The organism is Leucobacter chinensis (genome assembly GCF_019049105.1).
Taxonomy (GTDB): Bacteria; Actinomycetota; Actinomycetes; order Actinomycetales; family Microbacteriaceae; genus Leucobacter_A; species Leucobacter_A chinensis.
Genome location: NZ_JAHQZR010000003.1, coordinates 73,039 through 95,978, shown reverse-complemented (window position 1 = coordinate 95,978; position 22,940 = coordinate 73,039). Strand labels below are relative to the sequence as shown.

General features: G+C 62.2%; 21 protein-coding genes. 15 read left to right on the top strand and 6 right to left on the bottom strand.

Annotated features, from left to right (window positions below; translation table 11 throughout):
• Window positions 1-257 precede the first annotated feature (257 nt).
• The 5 genes from KTJ78_RS04150 (at window position 258) to KTJ78_RS04130 (ending at window position 7,394) form a co-directional block, all read left to right on the top strand.
• Window positions 258-1,334 (top strand): hypothetical protein, encoded by a 1,077-nt coding sequence (locus KTJ78_RS04150; protein WP_217132891.1) that lies wholly within the window; start codon window positions 258-260, stop codon window positions 1,332-1,334.
• 108 nt (window positions 1,335-1,442) lie between these two features.
• Window positions 1,443-2,930, top strand: coding sequence for a toll/interleukin-1 receptor domain-containing protein (locus KTJ78_RS04145; protein ID WP_217132890.1), 1,488 nt, complete (start codon window positions 1,443-1,445; stop codon window positions 2,928-2,930).
• Between the two features lie 208 nt (window positions 2,931-3,138).
• Window positions 3,139-5,589 carry a hypothetical protein gene (locus KTJ78_RS04140; RefSeq protein WP_217132888.1) on the top strand — a complete coding sequence of 817 codons (2,451 nt, stop codon included), beginning with the start codon at window positions 3,139-3,141 and terminating at the stop codon, window positions 5,587-5,589.
• 361 nt (window positions 5,590-5,950) lie between these two features.
• Window positions 5,951-6,208: a helix-turn-helix domain-containing protein gene (locus tag KTJ78_RS04135; protein ID WP_217132887.1), complete on the top strand. Its 258-nt coding sequence runs from the start codon at window positions 5,951-5,953 to the stop codon at window positions 6,206-6,208.
• A 4-nt stretch (window positions 6,209-6,212) separates the two neighbouring features.
• A complete protein-coding gene (locus tag KTJ78_RS04130) occupies window positions 6,213-7,394 on the top strand; it encodes a tyrosine-type recombinase/integrase (protein WP_217132886.1) in 1,182 nt (393 codons plus the stop codon).
• Between the two features lie 157 nt (window positions 7,395-7,551).
• Here the strand turns inward: KTJ78_RS04130 and KTJ78_RS04125 are convergent, their stop codons facing one another.
• The 5 genes from KTJ78_RS04125 to KTJ78_RS04105 all read right to left on the bottom strand — a co-directional run bounded on the left by KTJ78_RS04125 (window position 7,552) and on the right by KTJ78_RS04105 (window position 12,206).
• A complete protein-coding gene (locus tag KTJ78_RS04125) occupies window positions 7,552-8,085 on the bottom strand; it encodes a DUF4913 domain-containing protein (protein WP_217133245.1) in 534 nt (177 codons plus the stop codon).
• Between the two features lie 57 nt (window positions 8,086-8,142).
• The gene (locus KTJ78_RS04120; protein WP_217132885.1) at window positions 8,143-8,598 is read right to left on the bottom strand and encodes a single-stranded DNA-binding protein; all 456 of its coding nucleotides are present in this window, start codon (window positions 8,596-8,598) and stop codon (window positions 8,143-8,145) included.
• A gap of 86 nt (window positions 8,599-8,684) precedes the next feature.
• Window positions 8,685-10,469 (bottom strand): type IV secretory system conjugative DNA transfer family protein, encoded by a 1,785-nt coding sequence (locus tag KTJ78_RS04115; RefSeq protein ID WP_217132884.1) that lies wholly within the window; start codon window positions 10,467-10,469, stop codon window positions 8,685-8,687.
• Window positions 10,466-10,924 carry a hypothetical protein gene (locus KTJ78_RS04110; protein ID WP_217132883.1) on the bottom strand — a complete coding sequence of 153 codons (459 nt, stop codon included), beginning with the start codon at window positions 10,922-10,924 and terminating at the stop codon, window positions 10,466-10,468. Before KTJ78_RS04110 ends, KTJ78_RS04115 begins: the two co-directional genes overlap by 4 nt.
• A gap of 184 nt (window positions 10,925-11,108) precedes the next feature.
• Window positions 11,109-12,206 (bottom strand): PIN domain-containing protein, encoded by a 1,098-nt coding sequence (locus KTJ78_RS04105; RefSeq protein ID WP_217132882.1) that lies wholly within the window; start codon window positions 12,204-12,206, stop codon window positions 11,109-11,111.
• A gap of 257 nt (window positions 12,207-12,463) precedes the next feature.
• On the opposite strand from KTJ78_RS04105, the gene KTJ78_RS04100 reads away from it, so the two are divergent.
• The 9 genes from KTJ78_RS04100 (at window position 12,464) to chrA (ending at window position 20,768) form a co-directional block, all read left to right on the top strand.
• Window positions 12,464-13,552, top strand: a complete 1,089-nt coding sequence (locus KTJ78_RS04100) for a tyrosine-type recombinase/integrase (protein ID WP_217132880.1) — start codon at window positions 12,464-12,466, stop codon at window positions 13,550-13,552.
• Window positions 13,549-13,878, top strand: a complete 330-nt coding sequence (locus KTJ78_RS04095; protein ID WP_217132878.1) for a helix-turn-helix domain-containing protein — start codon at window positions 13,549-13,551, stop codon at window positions 13,876-13,878. Before KTJ78_RS04100 ends, KTJ78_RS04095 begins: the two co-directional genes overlap by 4 nt.
• The gene (locus tag KTJ78_RS04090) at window positions 13,875-15,629 is read left to right on the top strand and encodes a site-specific integrase (protein WP_254259367.1); all 1,755 of its coding nucleotides are present in this window, start codon (window positions 13,875-13,877) and stop codon (window positions 15,627-15,629) included. The genes KTJ78_RS04095 and KTJ78_RS04090 overlap by 4 nt, the downstream gene beginning before the upstream one ends.
• An 89-nt stretch (window positions 15,630-15,718) precedes the next feature.
• Complete coding sequence (gene trxB / locus KTJ78_RS04085) at window positions 15,719-16,693, top strand: thioredoxin-disulfide reductase (protein WP_217132876.1); 975 nt, start codon at window positions 15,719-15,721, stop codon at window positions 16,691-16,693.
• The gene (trxA, locus tag KTJ78_RS04080) at window positions 16,690-17,016 is read left to right on the top strand and encodes a thioredoxin (RefSeq protein WP_010157039.1); all 327 of its coding nucleotides are present in this window, start codon (window positions 16,690-16,692) and stop codon (window positions 17,014-17,016) included. Before trxB ends, trxA begins: the two co-directional genes overlap by 4 nt.
• Window positions 17,013-18,110, top strand: coding sequence for an ACR3 family arsenite efflux transporter (arsB, locus tag KTJ78_RS04075; protein ID WP_217132871.1), 1,098 nt, complete (start codon window positions 17,013-17,015; stop codon window positions 18,108-18,110). Before trxA ends, arsB begins: the two co-directional genes overlap by 4 nt.
• Window positions 18,107-19,111, top strand: coding sequence for a metalloregulator ArsR/SmtB family transcription factor (locus KTJ78_RS04070; protein WP_217132870.1), 1,005 nt, complete (start codon window positions 18,107-18,109; stop codon window positions 19,109-19,111). The genes arsB and KTJ78_RS04070 overlap by 4 nt, the downstream gene beginning before the upstream one ends.
• An 11-nt stretch (window positions 19,112-19,122) precedes the next feature.
• The gene (locus KTJ78_RS04065) at window positions 19,123-19,533 is read left to right on the top strand and encodes an arsenate reductase ArsC (protein ID WP_217132869.1); all 411 of its coding nucleotides are present in this window, start codon (window positions 19,123-19,125) and stop codon (window positions 19,531-19,533) included.
• 8 nt (window positions 19,534-19,541) lie between these two features.
• Window positions 19,542-20,768: a chromate efflux transporter gene (chrA, locus tag KTJ78_RS04060; protein ID WP_369807972.1), complete on the top strand. Its 1,227-nt coding sequence runs from the start codon at window positions 19,542-19,544 to the stop codon at window positions 20,766-20,768.
• Here chrA and KTJ78_RS04055 read toward each other — a convergent pair whose 3' ends face one another.
• Window positions 20,769-21,152, bottom strand: coding sequence for a MerR family transcriptional regulator (locus KTJ78_RS04055; RefSeq protein WP_217132868.1), 384 nt, complete (start codon window positions 21,150-21,152; stop codon window positions 20,769-20,771).
• A 189-nt stretch (window positions 21,153-21,341) separates the two neighbouring features.
• Between KTJ78_RS04055 and KTJ78_RS04050 the strand changes: the two genes are divergently transcribed.
• Entirely contained in the window at window positions 21,342-22,856 is a 1,515-nt protein-coding gene (locus KTJ78_RS04050) for a SulP family inorganic anion transporter (RefSeq protein ID WP_217132867.1), read from the top strand.
• Window positions 22,857-22,940: the final 84 nt, after the last annotated feature.

Genomic DNA, 22,940 nt, shown 5'->3' with positions numbered 1-22,940 from the left:
TGTGAGCCTCATCAGACCCGCCCGCAAGGATGCTCGGTGAAGAGATGAAATGAGGTGTAATCGATCATGGCAGGTTTGAAGGCGGCTGGCTTGGGTTAGCAGGGTCGATTCGTACCACGGCTTTCGATAGCTCCGCAGTAAACTGAATTCCAGAATACGGGGTGCACTTTCCATCTGGTGCTGAGGCTCGCGAGATCACTGCTACATCCGGCAGCTTGGACTAGGCGACCGGAGAACGGTCTTGCTAGCATCACCATGTGGAAACAACTCAAACTGTCCTGTTGGCGACAGAAGAGGCAGAGGCGCTACGGTCCCGTATGCGTGATCTCCAGGCTGCGGTGTCTAGGTACTATGCGGCTACCGGCAATCATGGAGATTTTGAGCCCGAGCTTCGTGCGTTCATTACGCATGCTCAAGCGATCAATGATCTTCTGACGGAATCGATTACCGATAAGAGGTCCTTCAAAGTAGCCCTTGCAGCACAAGGAGAGGACGCGAAAAACCTAATAAACGGTATTAAGTACATTCGTAATGTCGATCAGCACCTTCTCTATACGGTCGCACCGGATTCCGAAAACGTGCGTGTGGTCGGCGGGTCATTCGGAATGCGCCTTTTTCCTGTTTGGAAGTCGATTCCAGCCGAGGTGCATGATCGGCTGCGTCCTGGGACTCAGAAGCTGCAGCCGGCTTTTGAAGGCCGCTTAGTGGGGAAAGAAATTTCCGGTTCAATGATGGATGTGCTTCGCTTTTTTGGGGCGCTGATACCTGACGCGGTACATCGCGACAGCAATAATGAGTGGTCGGGATTTCCCCTAATGTCTCAACCTGGTATGGGATATCCGCTTCATCCGGAAGAGCCTCTTGATCGTGCTCAAGTACATGACTGGCTTTCTAAGCGAGTGCCGAATGGAGACCTTCGAGTTGCCATGGGCCTCCGTGTCCACGAAGGCGTAAAGTATCTCTACGGCAACACGTGGGTCAGAGGCTATTCATTCACGCCATTTGTAGAAACAGTTGAGCAGGTGCGTGCGGATACTTCCGCGGGCTTTGTGTATTTGGTTTGCGAAGATATGTTCGTTTTGCAGGCTGCTAGCGATGAGTTCCCAGATGCGCTGCAAGGGATGGTTATCAGGTCAACCGTCGACGTTGACGAGCAAGGGCCGCTGATCGCTGAGCACCATCTCACTGAAGAATGGGTTACTCCTGATTCGGAAGTATATTGGGACGACGTGAATGTGGAGGTCCGCAAGGACTTGCCTGAAAGTTGGTTCTTCGAACTTCGGCGTGCACGTCGCTTAAACGCTCTCGTACCGCCGTCATTCTCGCGCAGATAGTAGAGCGAACGCGGGAGGTTCCCGCACTCTGTTGCAAGAAACGCCTCTTCTCGGGCGCCCACGCGCGTACTGCCGTATACAGTGATCATATTGCGATAGGTTTTCTATATGGCGAGTGATCACGTTTTCATCTCATACATCAGCGAAGACGCCGACCAAGTGGATGAGTTGCAGGGGGCTCTTGAAGCTGCTGACTTCATCGTTTGGAGAGACAAGGATAAGCTCTGGCCTGGTGACGACTGGCAAAGCGAAATCCGCAAGGCAATCCGGAGTGGATCGTTCGTCTTCCTGGCCTGTTTCTCCTCAAACCTCGCCAAGCGAGACAAGTCTTACCAATTCGAAGAACTTACTCTCGCTGCGGAGGAGTACCGGTTGAGGCCTCCCGGCGCATCATGGCTCATGACGGCACGGCTGGACGAGTGTGAGGTACCCGAATTTGACCTGGGGGCTGGACGTACTCTCGGAAGGTCAATCCATCGGGCAGATCTATTCGGAGCACAGAAGAGTGCTCAAATCAGTCGGCTTGTTGTCGCGATCCAGCGATCCATGGGTTCTTTGCCAGGTACCCCGCCGGTATCGGTTTCTGCGATTGCGGCAGAAGCAGGCCAAGCAAAGAGCGATGTCGTTGAAACGCTCAGAAATCTCCTTCGGAACCCTTCACTGGTGATGGACTACGACGACTACCTTTCTAACCTGCGTGAACCAATTCGTGAAGCTCTGAAGGATCGCGACAGATTCCCGCTGTCCGTGCCGCAAGCAATGAGGATGGACAAGGATTTTGCGAGGGAATGGACCGACCGTGTCAGGGACTACGACGATTTGCTTGCTCCGGCACTCGTGCCGTTGAAGCTCATAGCGATGTATGGAACCCGGGCCCATGAACAAGAACTGGCGCAGACAATACGGATGCTTGCTCAGGAATCACAAGATACTGGAACAGAGATCCTTCTGTCGGTTCACGAATACCCGGCAGTGGTGGCGACATATGTTGTCGCCCTTGGTGCTCTTGCGAAGCAGAACTACTCGATGTTGCGAAGTGCAACCAGCGACGTCCGGATTTTGACTAATCATGGCCAGTCCATCCCGTTCATTCTCGCATCAGGAAACCAAAGTGTGATCGGTATCGGTCAGTGGCTTGCGCTTGGCACCTTGCTGTGTCTTGAGGAAGACAAGAAAGAACCTGATGAAGAACAGGTTGAGAAGCTCTTGACCGGCCGCGGCGCGCGCAGGTACACGCCTATCTCGGATCACCTGTATACGCTGCTAGCGCCTTTATATCAGCACCAATTTGCAGGTGACTCGGAGTATGCAGAAGCTTTCGACCGAGTCGAGGTGCTCCTAGATGCTATTTCTGAGGACGCACGTGCACAGGCTGGAGAGTTCTACGGCGGGCACGGAGGTTACGGGCGCTATACGTGGCGGCACCGGCACAGCAGGCAGGGGCCTGAAACGGTCATGCTCCAGGAAGCGCGAGCACAAGGCCCGGGCTGGACCCCTTTGCTTGGTGGACTATTCGGCGGTGAGTCGGATAGGGCAATCGCCGCACTTGAAGCTGTCGAGGAATTAGCGGGTCACATTCGCTCTTCGCGATGGTGACGCACCCATGCCCAGGCCACATATGGGTCAGAATATCAACTAACCCGACATTAGATCGCCTGTGCCAGAGAACGAGTCGCTCTCGTTCTGAAGCCGCGCCGTGCACCGCAAATGTTACCTCACAGGCTAGCGTTTTTGTCGTCGGATGTCGGTGGTCCTACTCATGCTTGGATTGTGTTCTGCGCTGGCTGAATTGAGGGAGACAAGCATGATGATCTCTGCTGAAGCAATGGGGCACTCGACAAGACTTGCGCGAGTGCTTGGTGATATTGATGTCGAGGAATTCGGTGACCCAACGGAAGAGATTGATCTCTTTGCTGGTTGTCACTCAGTCGCTGACGTGCGGACGGTTCTTCGTGAGCAGGTGAAGATCGAGACTTCGGCGATGCTGGAGCTTGTTGCGGAAGCCGATGCGTTCGATGTGATTGAGTTGATGCGGATGCGCGAGTTCCCGCCCGTTCCCGATCCACGCGTGACGATGCCAGGTGGGTCAGCGCTGGCGGTGGAGATGGTGGCTGCAGTCTTGCTTTCTCGGTCCAGCCGGAAACCGAGTGGTATCCCGCGCGAGGAGACTCGTCCGCATGAGCAGATCGAGGAACTGCATATGCGAGCCAAACGGCTTGCGCGACTCGCGACCTACCGACAGCAGTATGAGGCCTATCTCAGTGAACATGTGCTGGCGCGTCTCGCGTCGGAGTACCAGGGCGCCGTGCTGAACATCCGCAATCTTCAGTATGACCACATCCGTGATGAGCAGGAGCGTCGCCTTTTCCAGCATCCCGTAGTCGAGGGGCTTATGCATGTGCATTTGGGATATGGGTACGATGACGTGGTTAATGTTCGTGAGGCGTTGAAGTCGATCTCGGGAGACCGGATGACGAGTCTTCGTGACGAGACTGGAGACATTGTGCTCGAGTATCAGGATGTCTCTCCGGAGGAGATGCCTGCGGAAGTGATCGCTCGGTTCCGAGAAGCGATGATCGACTTCATGTTCCTACCTGGGGAGCGCGCCACGATCTACGCCGCAGAACTTGCCGAAGCGGGACAGATGGATGAGACAAAGGTTCTCACGGTACTCAATTCTTACTCTCAAGTTTTCGATGATTCGATTTCTGCAGAGGTGAGAGTCTTTAACCTTCTCACGGGAACCAACCCGTTTCTCACTACTCCGCTTGTCGCCGACGGCGCAGGCGGGTTCGCCTCCACGGTCAACGATCCTGGCCTAGACTCGCTGCGTCGTATTCTTGAGAGAACGCTCGCGCCGCACTCGTCCGACATGCGACGATACGACCAACGCGCTCGGCAGCCAGTAAGCGAGGGCCTCGCTATCGCGAGTCTCGAACGTGTTCTTGGGCACCCAGTGTCGTATTCGGGGTTCCACTACTACGCACCGAAGAAAGGCAGGAGTGAAGGAGATCTCGACGCTAGGTGCATCACCGTGAACCTCGTGGCGGATCGTGTAGAGGGAGACGGCCTCTTCCTCATCGACGATGTCGCGATAATTGTTGAGGTGAAGGCGAAGTCGGTTGCCAACCAGTCTCGCCGCGGTGACGTTCGGCGACTCGAATCCGATCTGAAAGCTACGATCGGTGATGCCAACAACCAATCCATACGACTACAGCGACTGATCGAAGCAAACGGAGGCATCTGGTTAACCCCGGACTCTTGGCTAGAGCTGTCTCAGATCCGCGAGGTGCGCTCGGTTGTCGTCTTGGTAGATGATGTGGGCCCACTCGGCGTAGCCATCGGTGATCTGCAAGCTGCTGGACTGCTCGCGGAGCGACGGCCCCCCTGGGTTGCGTCATTACACGACCTCATGGTGATCGCGGAGATCTGTGACCGGCCGAGCGAGTTCCTCTTGTATTTGCGACGCCGCACCGACACCGGAGTGGCCACGTTCTACCGCGGTGTCGATGAACTCGATCTCTTCATGTTGTTTCTTGAGGGGAATCTGTACGTCGATGACGATCCAGACGAAGTGCGGCGTGAGCATGCGTCTGCTCCACCAGTGAAGACTAGGGACCGACGCAGACGCAATGAGAGCGCAGTCGGAACGATGGTCACCGATCACTGCCAACCGCTGAGTGAGTGGTACCTGCGCGATCAGATACCGGAGTCTGAGCCACAACCCGGAAAGCCAACGTTCAACATTGCTCAGGAGATCATTCCAATCATCGACAGTATCGCCGACCTCGGTGATTCCGGCTGGTTGCGATGCACAACTGATCTGCTTGGCCTTGCCGGAGAAACACAGACACAACTCATAAAGGGCATCCGCGAAAGCCACAGAAGAGCATCTGCCGACGGCGATTACCATGACATGCTCATGTCCTTCGCAGGGATGTGGGGGCACCCAACGGTGTTCGTTGGAATAGCTCCCCGGATCGGGGACAAACGCGCCTACCGTGCACAGCTCTCTCGGTACATGCGGGTGAAGAGCTATCAACTGCAATCAGATCGGGCCTACGGTCTACTGTTCGATATCGTGGGAAACCTTCTCGAATTCATCTATCTGACTAGTCCGACAGCGTCCGATCCTGAACTCGATCGGTTGGTGGGCGACATGGGGCTCCAGCCTGTAGGGCGAGCAAGCAGACCCACCCCACCATCTGCGCGACGATCAAAGAAGAGGCTGCGTGGGAAGAACAAACGCCGTTAGCGCCAGCAGAAAAAGTCACGGCTCACCTGAAACCCATTAAAATCACCCAAGACAGACCGCCGATGACCGGCCACACTTGGACCAGGCAAACCGCCTAGATTCCTGTAAACACAAGGGAGTTCCAGGGGTTCCGCGATAACCGGGTCAACCGATTCGAGCCTACAACCTTCAAGGGGTCGCAGGTTCAAATCCTGTCAGCCCGACCAAAGAATCGCGGAAACTCAACGGTTTCCGCGATTTTTTTGTAGGTGCGATTTGATCCGGTCATCACAAACCCATCTTTTTGACACGCCGAGGGGGCATTCGGGCGGCAGTCACCCGGCAGGGCCCCGACCGCCCCGGTTGTGTACGGTCAGCGGCGATGCGCGCCGTGCACCTGTTCGTTATGGACACCGAAGCGCAACCCACCCCGTGGGGCCTGGAGCCCCTGATCGATGTTGGCGAGCTGGCCACGTATTTGGGCATCCCCGTCTCGACGATCTACGACTGGCGCACCCGCGGCCTCGGCCCGCCCGCGTACCGCTTCGGCAAACACCTGAAGTTCGCCGTTTCCGACGTACGTGTCTGGATCGAGCAGCAACGCGACGGCGCCAAGGCTTCCCCGCTCGACGGGAGGTGACCCGATGAGCCGCCCACGCCTCACCATCGGCACGTTCGGCACGATCGGGTTTCAGACCGCGTCGAACGGTCGCGTGACCGCCCGCGCAAGGTATCGCGACTGGGATGGAAAGTCACGCCTCGTGCAAGCCACCGGTGACACGAAGCGCGCCGCCGAGCAACGGTTGAAAGCGAAACTTGCCGAGCGCACGCTCTACCAGCCCGCAGGCATCGGGCTGACGGCCGACAGCCCGTTCCCCGACCTGGTGGCGTACTGGCTGGAAGATCTCGATCTTGAGGACCGACTCTCGACCACCACCCGACAGCTGTACGAACGCAACATGCGCACGCTAGTGATGCCCGCGTTCAAAGACCTCACGCTGCGTGAGATCGGCGTGGCCCGCTGCGACCACTTCTTGAAGCAGCTGGCGAAGCAAAGCTACAACCGTGCCAAGCAGGCCCGGGTGGCATTGCGGCTCGCGCTCGGGCTCGCGGTGCGGCACGAGGTGCTGCCGCGCAACCCGATGGATCACGTCTCACGGCTCCGGAAACCCCAGACGACACCGAACGCACTCACCCCCGCCGAGGTGAACGCCATCCGCACCGCGATCGCGTTCTGGGAGACCGGCCTCTCACCCACCGGACCGAAACCGGACGGGCAGCTCGGCGCGATCGTCGAGGTGATGCTCGGCACGTCGGCTCGCATCGGTGAGGTGCTCGCGATTCGTCGCCGCGATATCGATATCGTGAGCGCCCCGCCGTCGATTCGCATTAGCGGCACCATCGTTGCGCACCGCGGCGAACCGACCCAGCGGCAGGATCATCCTAAGACTGCGAAGTCCAGACGCACCGTCGCACTCCCCGCGTTCGCTGCCGAGGCGGTGCGGCTCAGGCTTGCTCGCCGTGATGATGCCTCGCTTGATGCACTGTTGTTCTGTAATCGTGACGGTGGCCCGCTGACGACGAACAACGTGCGCAGGCAGCTTCGGCACGTGCTCGACCTCGCGGGCATCGAGGGCGTCACGCCGCACATGTTTCGTCGCACGGTTGCCACCGCAATCAGCAATGAGGCTGGTGTCGACCTTGCCGCCGAGCTACTCGGACACACGGACCCGGCGATCACGGTGCAGCACTACATCCGCCGCAACGAGATGGTGAACCCGGCGACCGCCGAAATGCTCGACCGCGTCTTCGGGAAGGAAGTATGAAACAGGTTCTGTCTACACCCCTCGTTGAGCGGTTATTGCCGCCGACCTCTCGGCGAGCACGGATACCCGCGAACACAGCGCGGCCCTCAGCACAATCGAAGATTTGAGCTTGCGCTGAGGGCCGCATAATGAATACCTCTGATGCGATGTCGTGCAATCAGGTACCGGAACCGATTTCCCCAGTTTCGAAGTCGATGTTGGCGTAGAACGCGTCTTCAGCAGCTTCGCGGGCCTGCACCTGTTCGAGCACGAACTCGATGAAGTCGGCTTCGCGATCGTGGATGACCTGTTCCACGACCTCCTGAGCATGTGGTTCGCCTGGCCAGGGTGTCTGCCTGGTGGGTCGATCGCGGTCTCGTCGAGTGCCGCTGGCGGCAACCCAATCACGAAGTCGGCTGCGAGCATCTGCAAAGTCTCGATGCCAGCCTAACGGGGCTGAGCCGTCTTGTTCCGCATCGTAAGCGCTGAGCCAGTGTAGGTGCAGCGCCGACAGCTCCCAGAGAAGCTCTGGGTGGCGGTGCCAGAGCGGTGGCACTTCTGACGCCGGAAGCCCATATTCCAACCTGAGCCAGTTCACCCACCGGTTGAGTGCGAGCAGCTCTTGCTCAAGGTCGTGGGAGGTGAGCAGGTTCCAGTTGATCGGGCGCGGCGGTGCGGTCTCGTCTTCAGGCCTGAAGCTTGGTTCGGGCATATCGTCGAATACTTCGTCAGTGCGATTGTTGTTAGTCATCGTTGCGCTCCTGCCGTTTCAGCGACCGAGTGTCGGAGCGTCAGTGCTCGGTCGCTTCTGAGGGGTTTCGAATGCACGGCTCTGACCGCGGGCCGGTTCATCGTGAGATGTGGCGCGTTGGCTTCGTTCCACGCTGTACTGGGTACGAGCGGTGTCGTGACCGATCTTTTTGGCGACAAACTCCACGCCGTCTGTGGCTTGACCGTCGCGCTCGTAGCTGTACTCGTGCAAGTAGCCTTCGGCGACGAAGCTGTCGCCCTTCGTGAAGCGCTCGTACGCGCGCTCTGCGGTGGCGCGATACATCACTAGGTTGTGGAAGGTTGTTTCGAGCTTCGTAAACGTGCCATCGTCTTCGCGGCGAAAGTTCTCTTGGCCGAAGCGGGCGTAGAACCGTGCGTCGCCGCGGTCCGTCTGAGTGAGTTGAGGGTCGCTGGCGATGAATCCTGAGATCGACTGCTGTGTGCGGATGGTCATGGGACCGTCCTCCTGCCTGATTGGGAGCGGCCACGTCAGCCGCTCGTATCAGGAAGGTGCGTAGGCGCAACCAGCTCGGTAGCTCGTCACTCGCAGATGGGTCGGTTTTCGAGCAGCGTTTCGATCTCACTGCGTTCGTGCTTGAGAGAGGCAGCGTCAGAGCGCTTCGGCCATGGCAGCAGATCGACGATGATCGGCGGAGCTGAGCGCAGCAGCAGGACACCTGTGCCGAACGGCATCGTACGGATGCGATCGGGCGGCATGATCGGCACCCGGCGCACTGAGCGCTGACTGCTTCGTGAGCCGTAGTCACCGAGCGTGACGGAGTCGGTGAACTCGTCGCGTTCACCGATCAAGGTCGAGAGGTCTTGCAAGTCGCGCGAGTTCGATGCACCACCGAGAATAATCTTCGCGATGCTCGAATCCCAGATTGCAGCGGCTTGATCCTCGCTCCATTTGTCTCGGGCCTGAGCAAGAGACTGCATTACAGGCATCGTTGTGATTCCAGTACCGCCGCCCTCCGCCATGAGCGTGGGAAGCGATGGCAGAGGCGCAAGGTTTCCGATCTCATCGAGCGCGAGCAGCAACGGCGGATCAAGTCGCGCCCCGGCCGATCGTGCTGCCATTCGACGGGCAGTTTCAACGAGGTCCTCAACGAACGCGGCAACGAGCGCAGCACTGTTCCCTGCGCCCGCACCGGTTGCTAGCAAATAGAGGGTGCCCTTCTCGCGGATGAAAGCTTCAGGGTCGAATGCTTCATCTGGGCCGGGACTCACCGCATCGAGCACGCGAGGATCGGCGAGAGCGGCGAGAGCCAGTGAGACGCCCTGCCAGATCGAATCTCTGGTGCGTGGATCGGTCTCGATCATTGCTTCCAGGCCCTCGGACCAACCAGTTGCCGCCCGCGGTGAAGCATTCAAGATCGCGACAGCGTCGGCAGCGGCTGATGGGTCGAGTGTCCACCGGAAAAGTTCGGCGGGTGTGCGGTTATCAAGTGCCGCGGCATGCAACATCGCTTGCAGTGCGACGCGTGTCTTACCTTCCCAGAATCCACCACCGTCGACGCCACCGTCGGCGAGCCCAGTGGCAGCAGCAAGCCCGGCTGCGCGAATCATTGCCGTGAGCGGATCCTCGCACCCTCGAATCGGAGACCATCGCAACCCCGCAGGCACGCCTTCCGCCAGATGTTGCGGGTCGAACACCATCACGGGGCCCGATCGCATTCGTGCCCGAAGCGTCGCAGTCAGATTGTCGGGACGGGTGGAGGTCGTCACGACCGCGCCTGGCGCGTCGAGGATCGCCGGAATCACGATGTGCAGGCCCTTGCCTGAGCGAGGTGGACCGATGAGCAGAATCGAATCTTCGACGCTCGCCCAAACGCCCTTTCCGCGGGACTGCCCGAGTCGGTACCCAACGTCAGAAGGGCATGGCCGCTCAAGCGATGGCCGGAGAGTAGCTGCTCTGCGCAGCAGCGCGCGGGACGATGCGGTGGCCTGCACCTCATATGCGGTGGCTGTCCCAGGGAGCCTTCGCGGATCCATATCGACCTTGCGTGAGTGCCGTCTCCAACGAGTCCAGGCCCACATGAGTACCACGACGAGAATGGCGAGCATCACGCCCACAACCATCCAGTACACGAATGGACTCAACTCGTCGCTGCCGAGCGCTCGACCCGGGTGCGTCGGATCAAACAGAACCCCGACGCCTCCCGCAATACCCTCACCGGGTTGACTCACTCCTGTGAGAAATGCTGCGACTGAACCGGCAGCGCGGAGCACGAGAGTGAGCCCGAAGGTCCCAATGAGCACCGCGATCAGAATGTTGGTCATCTCGTCTCCGAATGAACCAGACTGCCGCCCTCGAGTACTCATGGAAGCCGCTCAGTCACGATGCGACCTGACACATACCCAATGAGTGCCACTTCGCGTACTTGGCTTGTGAGCTGGTCGAGGTCGATCACTGCTCGTGCGACTCCAGAATTATCACCCTCTGCCGTGCTCACTGGGATCGCGACAAGAACATCCTCTCCCTGAATGAATCCGCCACCGGTGATCTCGATGAGTCGTTGATGTCGGCCTCGTCGTGCCCGACGAGAATCTGGTTCTGGTGCTGGCGGTGTCGTCATGTCGGCTGTCTCGGGGTTGCCGCGCTTCGCGTGAATGATCTCAGTGAAAACGCTTCCGTCGCTTTCCCGCACCTCTAGACGTATCGTGCGACTGCGCTGTTGTGTGAGCGCGTCGAGCAGTTCGCCGAACTGTGCTCTACTCCAATGCTCGGCATGGATCGGGGGCGGGACGTCGATGCCGTCAAGGGTGGCGCTGACCATACCCATTTCCCCCACAGCTACAACAGCCAGAGGCAGATCAACTAGCGGTGACAAAAGGGAGGGTGGATCATGAAGATAAGTGCTCATGCAGCGGAGGTACTCACTGCACTCCAGGAGCAACTACTGATTGCCCAATGAAGGTATCCGCCACCCGTTCAGTGCAGCCTGAAGCTTTGTGTTAGTTCTAACGAAATGAATCTTCGGCCTCATCTAGTGTGAGTATGAGATCATCAAGTTTCGTTCCAAGCACGGTGCCGCTTAAGGTGAAACGCACTCTCCCCGTGGCACCCACCCGAAACATGTGATCATTCCAGTCTTCGAATAGGGTGTATCCGTCGCCGTCATCGGTAAAGTACTCAACTTTGTCGATGAATCCGTCGTAGCTGCAGTCTGCTTCAAATGTCACTCGAATGGTGACTTCTTCAGCGTCCCTGATTATGTCGAACTCGATCGTTCCTGGGTCAGGCAGAATTTCATCGAATGTTGCTTCAACTAGCCCAGTGCTCACAGGGGATTCGAACATTCCTGAGCCGATGTAGACGCTGGTCAGGTCTTCGACAGCGCGACCATGCATCTCGCTAATGGCCATGTCGATGAGGTCTTCAAGCCGATCTTGTCTCAGCTGAGACTCAAACTCCCGATGTGTATCCGCAAGTAGTTGAACTGCAGGATGTTGGAGTAAGTCGTGAAGCGTAGGGATGACAGTGATCTCGCGACCAGGATCAAGCTCACTGGCCAAGTCTGGATGTAGCTTTCCACCCTTCCTCTCACAGAAGTCTCTGTGGTTGTTCGTGACAAACAGAACCAACGCCTTCGGATCGGTGAGGTTATTGAAAAACACACGAATGGAGTCCCAAATTAAGGCATCCCTGAACCCTTTGCCCTCACGATCGAACGGCTTAGCAGAGTCCAGATCCTTAGTCAGCAGATGCTCAACGGGAATATCGGTTGTTTTGAGAATTTCCACCCTCTTCTTGACCAACCACTGCTTGGTGTAGTCATAAACATATGCGCGATCCAGCTTTGGGAGTTTGAATTCGAGGGATTTGACTTCAAGCTCTCCCAGCGTCTCGTTCAACGCCTTCTGGGCTACCCGAATTCGCTCTGAGTCTTCTTCGACTTGTTCGGTCCAATGCCGTGATAGCTCATGAATTACAACATCAGGGATCGCCAGCCTGATCTGCCCGGAGCCCGAGAGTGCCTGGACGAGCCTGCTGTTCGCGTTGCTAAGTGGTTTTCGTCCGTGCAGCGCATTGGTATCGAGAATAACGATCGGGTTCACATGCTTAGGCTATCTGTGCGAAAGATTCGCTGGGGAAGCACAGGTGCGCCGGCTCTCAGCCGTCAGTGTGCTGTACACAAGTGCAATCATGTCTCTAGAGTCGCATCTTCCTGACGGAGATTCATGCCTGCCAGGTGCGTCTTCCTAGCCAATGAACGGAACTCCATCACTGTCACGAATCCCGACAAACCATCATGAAGTCGGACGGTTTTGCGATATTCTTGATGCATGGTCATGATTCGTGAAGCTGCGGGGCGATGAAACTCGCCGCGGTGCGGAGCATCGGAACTGCCAGGGGTTGGCGGTCCGAGGAAGATGCCGCGGACTTCGAACAGGAGATCATCGACCAGTACGCCCTCGCGATGGCTGCCGCTGGACTCAGCGACGGGTACATTGCGCAGTCCAGAGCGGTCGTCTTCGAGTTCCGTCACCACCTCAACGCCCCACTCTGGCAGGCCAGGCCTTCCGACGCGGACGCTTTCCTGGCCGGGCTACGTCGAGCAGGGCTGGCCGTCACGACCAGAGCCGGCAAGGCGGGAGCGATCGCGCAGTTCTACGACTTCGCTATCGCCCGCTATCAAGGCGACATCCATGCGCTTACCGAGTGGGTGATCGAGCAGCCCGTCGACGAGTACAACCGGCAGTCCGGCTCGTCGCTGGGCAAGGTCAGGGTGCCGCCCTCGGATGCGGAGATTGAGCGGCTGTTCGGCGGCTGGGCGGCCTCACTCCAAGACGAGCGACGCTACCTACCCGCCGCCCGGAACTACTTCGCTGCGTCGCTCTGGCGCAGGGTCGGGGTGCGCATCACCGAGAGCACAAAGCTCGACCTCCGTGACTGGCGGCCCGATCTCGGGACGCTAGGCAAGCTGCATGTCCGATTCGGGAAAGGGTCTCGCGGACGCGGGTCGAAGCAGCGCCTGGTGCCCGCGATCAACGGCGCGGACAAGCTCATCGACTGGTGGCTCGGCGATGTGCGACACCGCTTCGGACCCGATTGGGACAACCCGGATGCCCCGATGATCCCGTCGGAACGGTTCGATCACGAACTCGGCCATTCCTGGCGGGCCAGCGATGATGTGCTCCGACGAGGCCTGGCCCGAGCCACTGCGCGGTTCCTGCCCGCCTGGGCCGACGGGCGAATGACGCCGCATGTGCTCCGGCACTACTGCGCGTCTTCTCTGTATCTGGCGGGCATGGACCTGAAGGCGCTGCAAGAGCTGCTGGGGCACCAGTGGCTCTCGACCACGACGCAGTACATCCACGTCCCGGGCGAGCACGTCGAGGAGTCATGGATGCAGGCAAACGAGCGGCTGGAACACCGATTCGAAGGGATGGCCACGCGATGAGATGGAACCTGCGAGTCCAGGCCGCCGAGCGCGGCATCTGGAAGTCGACGGAGCTACGGCGGATGCTCGCCGACGCCGGGCTAGAGATCAGCCAGGGCAAGATGTCGGGGCTGTGGACAGGCATCCCGACCACGATCCGGCTGGACGACCTCGACGTCATCTGCCTTGTCCTCGGCTGCGAGCCGAATGATCTCCTCGCACCCGAACCCGAGAAGGTCCGCGCCCGCAAGCCCGGCACCCGCGAACGGGAAGAAGCTAACGGGAACACGAGCATTGTCACGCCCCGGTTCGGCCCGAAGAACGATCGGCCCGCCCCGCCGCTATGAGCCCGGCACGCGGCCCGAACGGACCCCTGAGTCCGCCGCTGCCCTGCACCGCGTGCGGGGTGAAGCCGGCCGCGTGGCTGACACCCCGAATCGACTTCTGCTACGACTGCATCCCCGGCGGCCCGTTCACACCGCCGGCCTGTAGCAAGTGCGGATCGGCCGAGTATTACAGCCAAGGCCTCTGCGCCCACTGTCACCCTGGCAGCCCCGGCTTCATCGGTTCCTGCCGCGACTGCCTGGCCTGGGGCGTCTACCGCAGGCACAACTGGCGGTGCTGGAAGTGCCGCTGGTGGTTCACGCACTACCCGCAGGGCGAGTGTGTGTCCTGCCACCGCGAGGCCACCATCGGTGAGCAGGGCTACTGCCGCCTCTGCCTGGAAACCGCCCGCTACCATCAGAGACCCGGCGAACCGCTCGACCTCGACGCGGCACGCAAGTACGGCCAGCAGCTCTTCCTCGCCTCGACGAACGACGCCCGTCAGCCCGCAGAACTCCACCTGCCGATGGCGATGAGCATCCGCGAAGCGCTCAAGGTCATCAACACCCCGCCGCCAGCACCGGCCAGCCACCAGCCGGTGCTGTTCCATATCGACCCTGACCCCGAACGCCTCCGGCAGCGCTCGAACGAGATCAGGCTGCGCGACATCACCAGCCGCACCGACCACTTCCTCTACGCCCGAGCCCGCGAGTACGCATGGAGCAAGCGACAGACCAACCAGGTCAGGCGCACCCTGAAAGTCCTGCAGCTCGTGTTCCCCGGCGCGAATCTGCGCTTCCGCGCCTCCGACATCCTCGCGATGCGCAGCTACGACGACGGCAGCAACATCCGCTCCACCATCGAAGTCCTCCAAGACGCCGGGCTCCTCACCGACGACCGGGTGCCCTCGTTCACCAAGCTCTTCGAACGCAAGACCCACGCCCTGCCCGAGCCGATGCGATCCCAGCTCGAGCTCTGGCGCGACATCATGGTCGACGGTTCCAAGACCCCGCCGCGTCGTCAGCCCCGTGACTTGATGACCGTCAAGGGCCAGATGTATGGCATCCTCCCCGCGATCACTCGCTGGGTCGAAGACGGGCGCACCAGTCTGGCTGGGATCAGCACCGAAGACATCCTCGCCGCGCTCCCCGAAGACCCGTCGCGTCGCCACACGATGTTGCTCGGCTTCCGCAGCCTGTTCACGATCCTGCGCGGCCGCAAGCAGATCTTCACCGATCCGACCAGAGCTATCCCGTTGCGCGGACCCCGGCGCAACCTCCCGCTGCCGATGGAACCCACGGCGATCCGCGACGCACTCACTAATCCCGACCCCGCGGTCGCGTTGGCCGTCTCGCTCGTCGCCTTCCACGCCCTGATGACTTCGCAAGTGCAGCACATCAAGCTCACCGACATCATCGACGGACGGCTGCGGATGCCCGATGGCCGCTTCATCCCGCTCGCGAGGCCCGTCGTCGTCCGCCTCGCCGCGTGGCTCAATCACCGAGCCACGCGCTGGCCGGAAACGAAGAACCCCTACCTGCTCGTCACCATCCAGACCGCGCCCAGGCTCTCACCATCCGGACGCAACTTCCCCTGGAAGAAAGCCGGCGTGACCGCGCAAGCACTTCGTACCGACCGGATTCTCTACGAAGTCGAACAGACTGGCGGCGACGTTAGACGCATCTGCGACCTCTTCGGCATCAGCGTCGAGACCGCACTGCACTACACCCACCCCACGACGGAACCGCCGAACGTCACCGCCGACAGTGCGTAGCCGCCTCGGAAGGTGAACCTTCGGCAAACACCCGCCCAGACGCGCCGCGCAGACTTGCCGTCTGATTCGATACAAGTCAATATAGATACATGTCGAATCAAGAAGTCGAGCTGGTCATCGTCGGGTCCGGCCCCGCTGGATACACTGCCGCGGTCTATGCCGCCCGCGCGGGTCTCGCTCCGGTCGTGATCGCGGGCTCGGTGACCGCGGGCGGTGCGTTGATGACGACGACCGAGGTGGAGAACTTCCCGGGCTTTGTCGATGGCGTGCAGGGGCCAGAGCTGATGGAGTCGATGCGGGCGCAGGCTGAGCGGTTCGGCGCCGAGATCGTGTACGACGACGCGGCCCGCCTTGTTCTCGACGGCGATGTGAAGACCCTCGAGACGGGTGCCGGGATGACGTACCGGGCGCGGGCGGTGATCCTGACGATGGGTTCCGCGTACCGCAAGCTCGGCCTCCCCGAGGAAGAGCGCCTGTCGGGGCACGGAGTGTCCTGGTGCGCGACCTGCGACGGGTTCTTCTTCCGCGACAAGGAGATCGCCGTGATCGGTGGCGGGGATTCCGCGATGGAGGAGGCGCTGTTCCTCACCCGGTTCGCATCGAAAGTCACCGTCGTGCACCGCCGGGACGAGTTCCGAGCGTCGAGAATCATGGCACAGCGCGTGCTGGACGATCCGAAGATCGAGGTCGCCTGGAACAGCGAGGTCGCCGCGATCCTCGGCGACCAGCAGGTCACCGGGCTCACGCTGCGCGACACGATCACCGGGGCCGAGCGGAGGCTCGACGCGACGGGGGTGTTCGTCGCGATCGGGCACGACCCGCGCTCCGAGCTCGTGACTGGGCAGGTCGACACCGACGCGGACGGGTACGTGCGGGTCGCGCACCCGTCGACGCGGACGAATCTGGCCGGGGTGTTCGCGGCCGGGGATCTCGTCGACCACACGTATCGGCAGGCGATCACCGCCGCGGGCACCGGCTGCGCGGCCGCGCAGGACGCCCAGCACTACCTGTCGCACCTCGCACCCGCCACCGTTTCCGAGCCTGTTCTGGAGGTCTCCGTATGAGCACCGTCACCCCCGTCACCGACGCCACCTTCCAGGCCGAGGTGCTCGAGTCCGAGCTGCCCGTCGTGGTCGACATCTGGGCGACCTGGTGCGGCCCGTGCAGGGCGATCGCCCCGATCCTGGACCAGCTCGCCGGCGAGTACGAGGGCCGGGTGAAGATCGTGAAGATCGACGCCGACCAGAACCCCGAGACCGTGACCGCGGCCGGCGTGACCTCGATCCCGACCCTCGGCTTCTACCGGAACGGGGAACGTGTCGACGTGCTGATCGGCGCGCACCCGAAACCCGTCTACGTCGCGAAGCTCGAGGAGCTGCTCGCATGACCGACGCCCTGACCCGCACCACCCCGAAACGGCTCTCCACCCTCGACAAGTGGCTGCCGCTCTGGATCGGCCTCGCGATGGTCGCCGGCCTCGTGCTCGGCCGGTTCGTGCCGGCGCTCTCCGACGCGCTGTCTGCGATGGAGGTCGGCGGGATCTCGGTCCCGATCGGGCTGGGCCTGCTGGTGATGATGTACCCCGTGCTCGCGAAGGTCCGCTACGACAAGGTCGCAGCCGTCACGGGTGACAAGAAGCTCCTGGTCTCCTCGCTCGTGCTGAACTGGCTCGTCGGGCCCGCGGTGATGTTCGCGCTCGCGTGGATCTTCCTGCCGGACCTGCCCGAGTACCGGACCGGGCTAATCATCGTCGGCCTCGCCCGATGCATCGCTATGGTCGTGATCTGGAACGACCTCGCCTGCGGCGACCGCGAGGCGACCGCGGTGCTCGTCGCGATCAACTCGGTCTTCCAGGTCGTGATGTTCTCGGTGCTGGGCTGGTTCTACCTGACTGTGCTGCCGGGCTGGCTGGGCCTGGACGCACAGGGACTGGAGATCTCGGTCTGGCAGATCGCGCTGAACGTGCTCGTGTTCCTCGGGATCCCGCTCATCGCGGGCTTCGCGTCCCGCTTCATCGGCGAGAAGCGCAAGGGGCGCGACTGGTACGAAGAGAAGTTCCTCCCGAGGATCGGGCCGTGGGCGCTCTACGGGCTGCTGTTCACCATCGTGCTGCTGTTCGCCCTGCAAGGCGAACAAGTCACCTCGAAGCCGCTCGACGTCGCCAGGATCGCGCTACCGCTGCTGATCTACTTCGCACTGATGTGGTTCGCCGGCATCCTGCTCGGCAAGGCGCTCGGGCTCGGCTATGCCCGGTCGACGACGCTCGCGTTCACCGCGGCGGGCAACAACTTCGAGCTCGCGATCGCGGTCGCGATCGGCACCTTCGGCGCTACGTCCGGGCAAGCCCTCGCCGGCGTCGTCGGCCCCCTCATCGAAGTGCCCGTGCTCGTGGCCCTCGTCTACGTCTCGCTCTGGGCCGCACGAGCCTGGTTCCACACCGACCCCTACGCCACTACCGCCACCGAATCGAGGACGTCATGACCGACACCGCCGTCATCGCCGACGCGTGCGCGCCGTCCACGGCGCACGCTATCGGGACCGAAGCAGCTACGACCGTGGCCGGCGCGCTGAAGGCGCTCGCTGACCCGCTGCGGCTGCGGATGCTGTCCGCGATCGCGACTGACCCGCGCGGCGAGTCTTGCGTGTGCGATCTCGCCGACCTCGCCGAAGTGTCGCAGCCGACCGTCTCCCACCATTTGAAGGTGTTGAAGGAGACCGGGATGCTGCTGTCCGAGCGGCGCGGCACCTGGGTTTGGTACCGGATCGCCCCGGGCAAGCAGCGCGCCGTCGCGGCTCTCCTCGACGCGTTCGCGCCCGCCGCGGCCGTCACCGAGGAGCCCGAAGACGCCGCGGCACGGGCCGAGGCCTTGCTGCAGATGGATGCACGGGTGACCCGTCTCGCGGAGGAGCTCGCAGATGAGCTGACCGGGCTGAACCGGGATCTCGTGATCGCGATCGTGCGTGAGTCCTACGCGGGCCTGGTGCGTTCGGCGAAGCTGACGGTGCACATGATCCCGCTGACCGAACGGTTCGCCCGCCAGCGCCTCGCCGACCTGACCCGTGACCGAACCACCGGGGTGCCACAGGTGCTGTTCGTGTGCGTGCAGAACGCGGGCCGCTCCCAGCTCGCCGCCGCGATCGTCAATCAGCTCGCCGACGGCCGCGTGGTCGCACGCTCCGCCGGTTCCACCCCTGCGTCGGACGTGCATCCGCACGTGCGCTCGCTGCTCACCGAGCTCGAGGGCGCGCAGGAGCCCGGGACGGCGTTTCCGAAGCCGCTCACCGATGACGCCGTGCGCGCGGCGGACGTGGTGGTCACGATGGGCTGCGGCGACGTCTGCCCGATCATTCCCGGCGTCCGGTACGAGGACTGGGCCGTCGGCGACCCTGCGCTGGCCTCGCCCGAGGGCGTCGAAGCGATCCGCCAGGACATCGAGGGCCGCGTCCGCGGCCTCCTCGCCACTCTCACCAGCAAGGCTTGAAGGAGCCCGTCATGACCGAAATCCAGAAACCCTCCGTCCTGTTCGTCTGCGTCCACAACGCCGGCCGCTCCCAGATGGCCGCCGGCTACCTCCGCCATCTCGCGGGCGACCGGGTCGAGGTCCGTTCGGCCGGATCCATGCCCGCCGACCAGATCAACCCTGTCGCCGTCGAAGCGATGCGCGAAGAGGGCATCGACATCACCGCCGAACAGCCCAAGGTGCTCACCGCCGAAGCGGTGCAGGACTCCGACGTCGTGATCACGATGGGCTGCGGCGACGCGTGCCCGTTCTTCCCAGGCAAGCGCTACGAGGACTGGAAACTCGATGACCCAGCGGTGCAAGGCATTGAGTCGGTGCGCCCGATTCGCGACGAGATCAAGGACCGCGTCGAAACACTGCTGACGGAACTGCTCGCGAAGTGAGCCGAGCGGTGGACTCACGTCCGTCCGCTGAGCGCGGCGGCGTCGGCGAGGTGTTCCGGGCGTTCGCGAAGCTCGGCGTGACGTCGTTCGGCGGCCCCGTCGCACATCTCGGCTACTTCCGCGAGGAGCTCGTTGCCAGACGGAGATGGGTGAGTGATTCGCAATACGCCGAGCTCGTCGCCCTGTGCCAGTTCCTCCCCGGGCCGGCGTCGAGCCAAGTGGGCTTCGCGCTCGGCCTCGTGCGCGCAGGCTTCCGTGGGGCGGTTGCAGCGTGGGCGGCGTTCACGCTGCCGTCCGCACTACTGCTCGTGCTCTTCGCGATCGGCGCGGTCTCCCTGGAAGGCCCGGTGGGCGCGGGGCTTCTCCTGGGACTCACGGCAGTCGCCGTCGCGGTCGTCGCGCACGCAGTGCTAGGGATGGCCCGCACGCTCACGCCCGACGTCCGCCGCGCCCTGATCGGTGTCGCCGCCGCGGTGCTGGCGCTGCTACTGCCGGGGAATTTCGGTCAGCTCGCCTCGATCTTCCTAGGCCTGACCGCGGGGATCCTCTGGTGCCGCCGGATCGACGTCGCAGTGTCCGAGCCGCTTGCCTTGCGCGTTTCGCGGCGACTCGGAGCCTCGTGTTTGGTTGCGCTCGGCGTGTTACTCGTCGCACTGCCTGTCGTCACTGCGCTGACGCGCAACACCTGGTTCGGGATTGCGGACGCATTCACCCGCGCCGGCGCGCTCGTCTTCGGGGGCGGGCACGTCGTCCTTCCGCTGCTGCAGGCGGAACCGGCCGTCGCGGGTGCGGTCAGCCAGGATCAGTTCCTGGCCGGCTACGGTGCGGCGCAAGCCGCGCCCGGCCCGATGTTCACCTTCGCGGCCTACCTCGGCTTCGAGATGCTGGACGGATGGGCAGCACCGCTCGCGGCGCTCCTCGCCCTCGTCGCGGTCTTCCTTCCCGGCCTGCTGCTCCTGATCGGCGTGCTTCCCTTCTGGGCGCGCCTCCGCGGGAACCACATGGTCCGCTCAGCGATGGCCGGCGCGAATGCCGCGGTGGTCGGTATACTCGCCGCCGCGCTGTGGACGCCCGTGATCACATCCGGCGTGACTGGACTCGCACCTTTGATCATCGCGCTCGGGTGCTTCCTCATGCTCACCGTCTGGAAATTCCCGGCATGGATTGCCGTTCTCACCGGAGCTGCGGCAGGCGTCATCGCGGGCGTCGCCGGGATCGGCCTCGCCTGGGCGTGATCATGCCCTGATACGTTTACCCAGCAGGCCGATGAACTCATCGGCCGCGGCGAGCTGCTTCTCGAGCTTCGCCCGTCTCTGCTCCGCGTCGGTGAGGAACTCGGCGAGGAGCTGAGCGGCCTCAGTCCTGACGGAGCCTTTGGCCTGGTCGGCGTCTAGCGCCCGCAGCAGATCGCCCATCTGCTCCAGTGAATACCCGAGCGGCTTCATCCGGCGGATGAGCATGAGCCGTTCGTAGTCGTCCTCGGTGTAGAGGCGGAAACCGCCCTCGGAGCGGCCCGTGGGTTCCAGCAGGCCGATCTCGTCGTAGTGGCGCAGTGTCCTCAAGGACAGTTCCGTGCGCTCGGCCAGTTCCCCGATCTGCATCATCCCGGCTCCGGGCATGGCTCAGCTCCTCTTTAACTCGCATCCAACACTAACGTTACGTTAGGGTTGCTGTCGTGCCCGCATGTTCTGGCGGGCTTCATCCCGACCGCCAGCCCCGAACGGGGTGCTGTCAGGCGCGCGTCGACGCGCACTCACGCTTTTGATGGTGTCACATCGACCCATCTCGATCCCTGGGAGGCCCGACTCATGACGACCATGACTGACGACAAGACGCGATACCGGCCCGAGCCGTCGGTGCTGACTGCACTGAAGAGCCCGCGGATCCTCACCCGCGAGGTCCTGGCCGGCCTCGTTGTCGCGCTGGCGCTCATCCCGGAGGCGATCTCCTTCTCGATCATCGCCGGAGTGGACCCGAAGGTCGGGCTGTTCTCGTCCTTCATCATGGCGGTGACGATCGCGTTCGTCGGCGGACGCCCCGCCATGATCACGGCGGCGACCGGTGCGATCGCGCTGGTCATCGCACCCGTGGCGCGCGAGTACGGGATGGATTACTTCATCGCGACGGTGCTGCTCGCCGGGATCCTACAGATCGTGCTGGCGGTGCTCGGCGTCGCGAAGCTGATGCGGTTCATCCCGCGCAGCGTCATGGTCGGCTTCGTGAACGCGCTGGCGATCCTGATCTTCACGGCGCAGCTGCCGCAGCTGATCGGCGTTCCCTGGATGGTGTACCCGCTCGTCGCTGTGGGACTCGTGATTATGGTGTTCATGCCGAAGATCACCAAGGTGGTCCCGGCCCCGCTGGTGTCGATCATCATCGTCACCGCCGCAGTCGTGGTCTTCGCGATCCACGTGCCGACCGTCGGCGACCAGGGCGAACTCCCCAGGAGCCTGCCGGAGCTGTTCGTGCCGAACGTGCCGCTCACGTGGGAGACGCTGACGATCATCGCCCCGTACGCTCTGGCGATGGCGCTCGTGGGGCTCATGGAGTCGCTGATGACGGCGAAGCTCGTGGACGACGTCACCGACACTCACTCGAACAAGACCCGCGAGTCCTGGGGTCAGGGCGTCGCGAACATCGCGTCGGGCCTGTTCGGCGGCATGGGCGGCTGCGCGATGATCGGTCAGACCATGATCAACGTCAAGGCGTCCGGTGCCCGCACCCGCATCTCGACCTTCCTCGCCGGCGTGTTCCTGCTGATCCTGATCGTCGTCCTCGGCGACGTGGTCGCCATCATCCCGATGGCCGCGCTGGTCGCAGTGATGATCATGGTGTCGGTCGGCACCTTCGACTGGCACTCCATCCGCCCCTCCACCCTGAAGCGGATGCCGAAGAGCGAGACGGCCGTCATGGTGATCACCGTCGCCGTCGTCGTCGCGACCCACAACCTCGCGGTCGGCGTGATCGTCGGCGTCTTCGTCGCGGCGATCATGTTCGTGCGCCGCGTCGCACACCTCGTCGACGTCACCCGCGAGGTGACCGAGCACTTCGGAGAGCTCCGCGCGAACTACACCGTCGAGGGGCAGCTGCTGTTCGCGTCCAGCAACGACCTGACCACGATGTTCGAGTACGCGGCCGACCCGGACCGCGTGGTCATCGACCTCTCGAAGTCGCACGTCTGGGACGCGTCGACCGTCGCCGCGCTCGACGCGATCCAGACCAAGTACGAGCACCACGGCAAGACCGTCGAGTTCGTCGGCATGAACGACTACACGACGGCTTTCCATGCTCGGCTCACCGGTGGGCTCGGGAACGGTCACTAAGGTTACCAATCAGCATTGTCGGGTCGCATTTTCCACGAACATGCAACTCCACAACCCCTCACACAGTGCCTCGATCCGCATCTT

Bases quoted from the DNA above. Each gene is read 5' to 3' on its own strand.
- KTJ78_RS04125 (WP_217133245.1), bottom strand. From the start codon at position 8,085: ATGCCCGAACCAAGCTTCAGGCCTGAAGACGAGACCGCACCGCCGCGC.
- KTJ78_RS04050 (WP_217132867.1), top strand. From the start codon at position 21,342: ATGACGACCATGACTGACGACAAGACGCGATACCGGCCCGAGCCGTCG.
- KTJ78_RS04140 (WP_217132888.1), top strand. From the start codon at position 3,139: ATGATGATCTCTGCTGAAGCAATGGGGCACTCGACAAGACTTGCGCGA.
- trxA (WP_010157039.1), top strand. From the start codon at position 16,690: ATGAGCACCGTCACCCCCGTCACCGACGCCACCTTCCAGGCCGAGGTG.
- KTJ78_RS04100 (WP_217132880.1), top strand. From the start codon at position 12,464: ATGAAACTCGCCGCGGTGCGGAGCATCGGAACTGCCAGGGGTTGGCGG.
- KTJ78_RS04065 (WP_217132869.1), top strand. From the start codon at position 19,123: ATGACCGAAATCCAGAAACCCTCCGTCCTGTTCGTCTGCGTCCACAAC.
- KTJ78_RS04055 (WP_217132868.1), bottom strand. From the start codon at position 21,152: ATGCCCGGAGCCGGGATGATGCAGATCGGGGAACTGGCCGAGCGCACG.
- KTJ78_RS04145 (WP_217132890.1), top strand. From the start codon at position 1,443: ATGGCGAGTGATCACGTTTTCATCTCATACATCAGCGAAGACGCCGAC.
- KTJ78_RS04120 (WP_217132885.1), bottom strand. From the start codon at position 8,598: ATGACCATCCGCACACAGCAGTCGATCTCAGGATTCATCGCCAGCGAC.
- KTJ78_RS04115 (WP_217132884.1), bottom strand. From the start codon at position 10,469: ATGAGTACTCGAGGGCGGCAGTCTGGTTCATTCGGAGACGAGATGACC.
- KTJ78_RS04070 (WP_217132870.1), top strand. From the start codon at position 18,107: ATGACCGACACCGCCGTCATCGCCGACGCGTGCGCGCCGTCCACGGCG.
- arsB (WP_217132871.1), top strand. From the start codon at position 17,013: ATGACCGACGCCCTGACCCGCACCACCCCGAAACGGCTCTCCACCCTC.
- KTJ78_RS04095 (WP_217132878.1), top strand. From the start codon at position 13,549: ATGAGATGGAACCTGCGAGTCCAGGCCGCCGAGCGCGGCATCTGGAAG.
- KTJ78_RS04110 (WP_217132883.1), bottom strand. From the start codon at position 10,924: ATGGTCAGCGCCACCCTTGACGGCATCGACGTCCCGCCCCCGATCCAT.
- KTJ78_RS04130 (WP_217132886.1), top strand. From the start codon at position 6,213: ATGAGCCGCCCACGCCTCACCATCGGCACGTTCGGCACGATCGGGTTT.
- KTJ78_RS04090 (WP_254259367.1), top strand. From the start codon at position 13,875: ATGAGCCCGGCACGCGGCCCGAACGGACCCCTGAGTCCGCCGCTGCCC.
- trxB (WP_217132876.1), top strand. From the start codon at position 15,719: ATGTCGAATCAAGAAGTCGAGCTGGTCATCGTCGGGTCCGGCCCCGCT.
- KTJ78_RS04135 (WP_217132887.1), top strand. From the start codon at position 5,951: ATGCGCGCCGTGCACCTGTTCGTTATGGACACCGAAGCGCAACCCACC.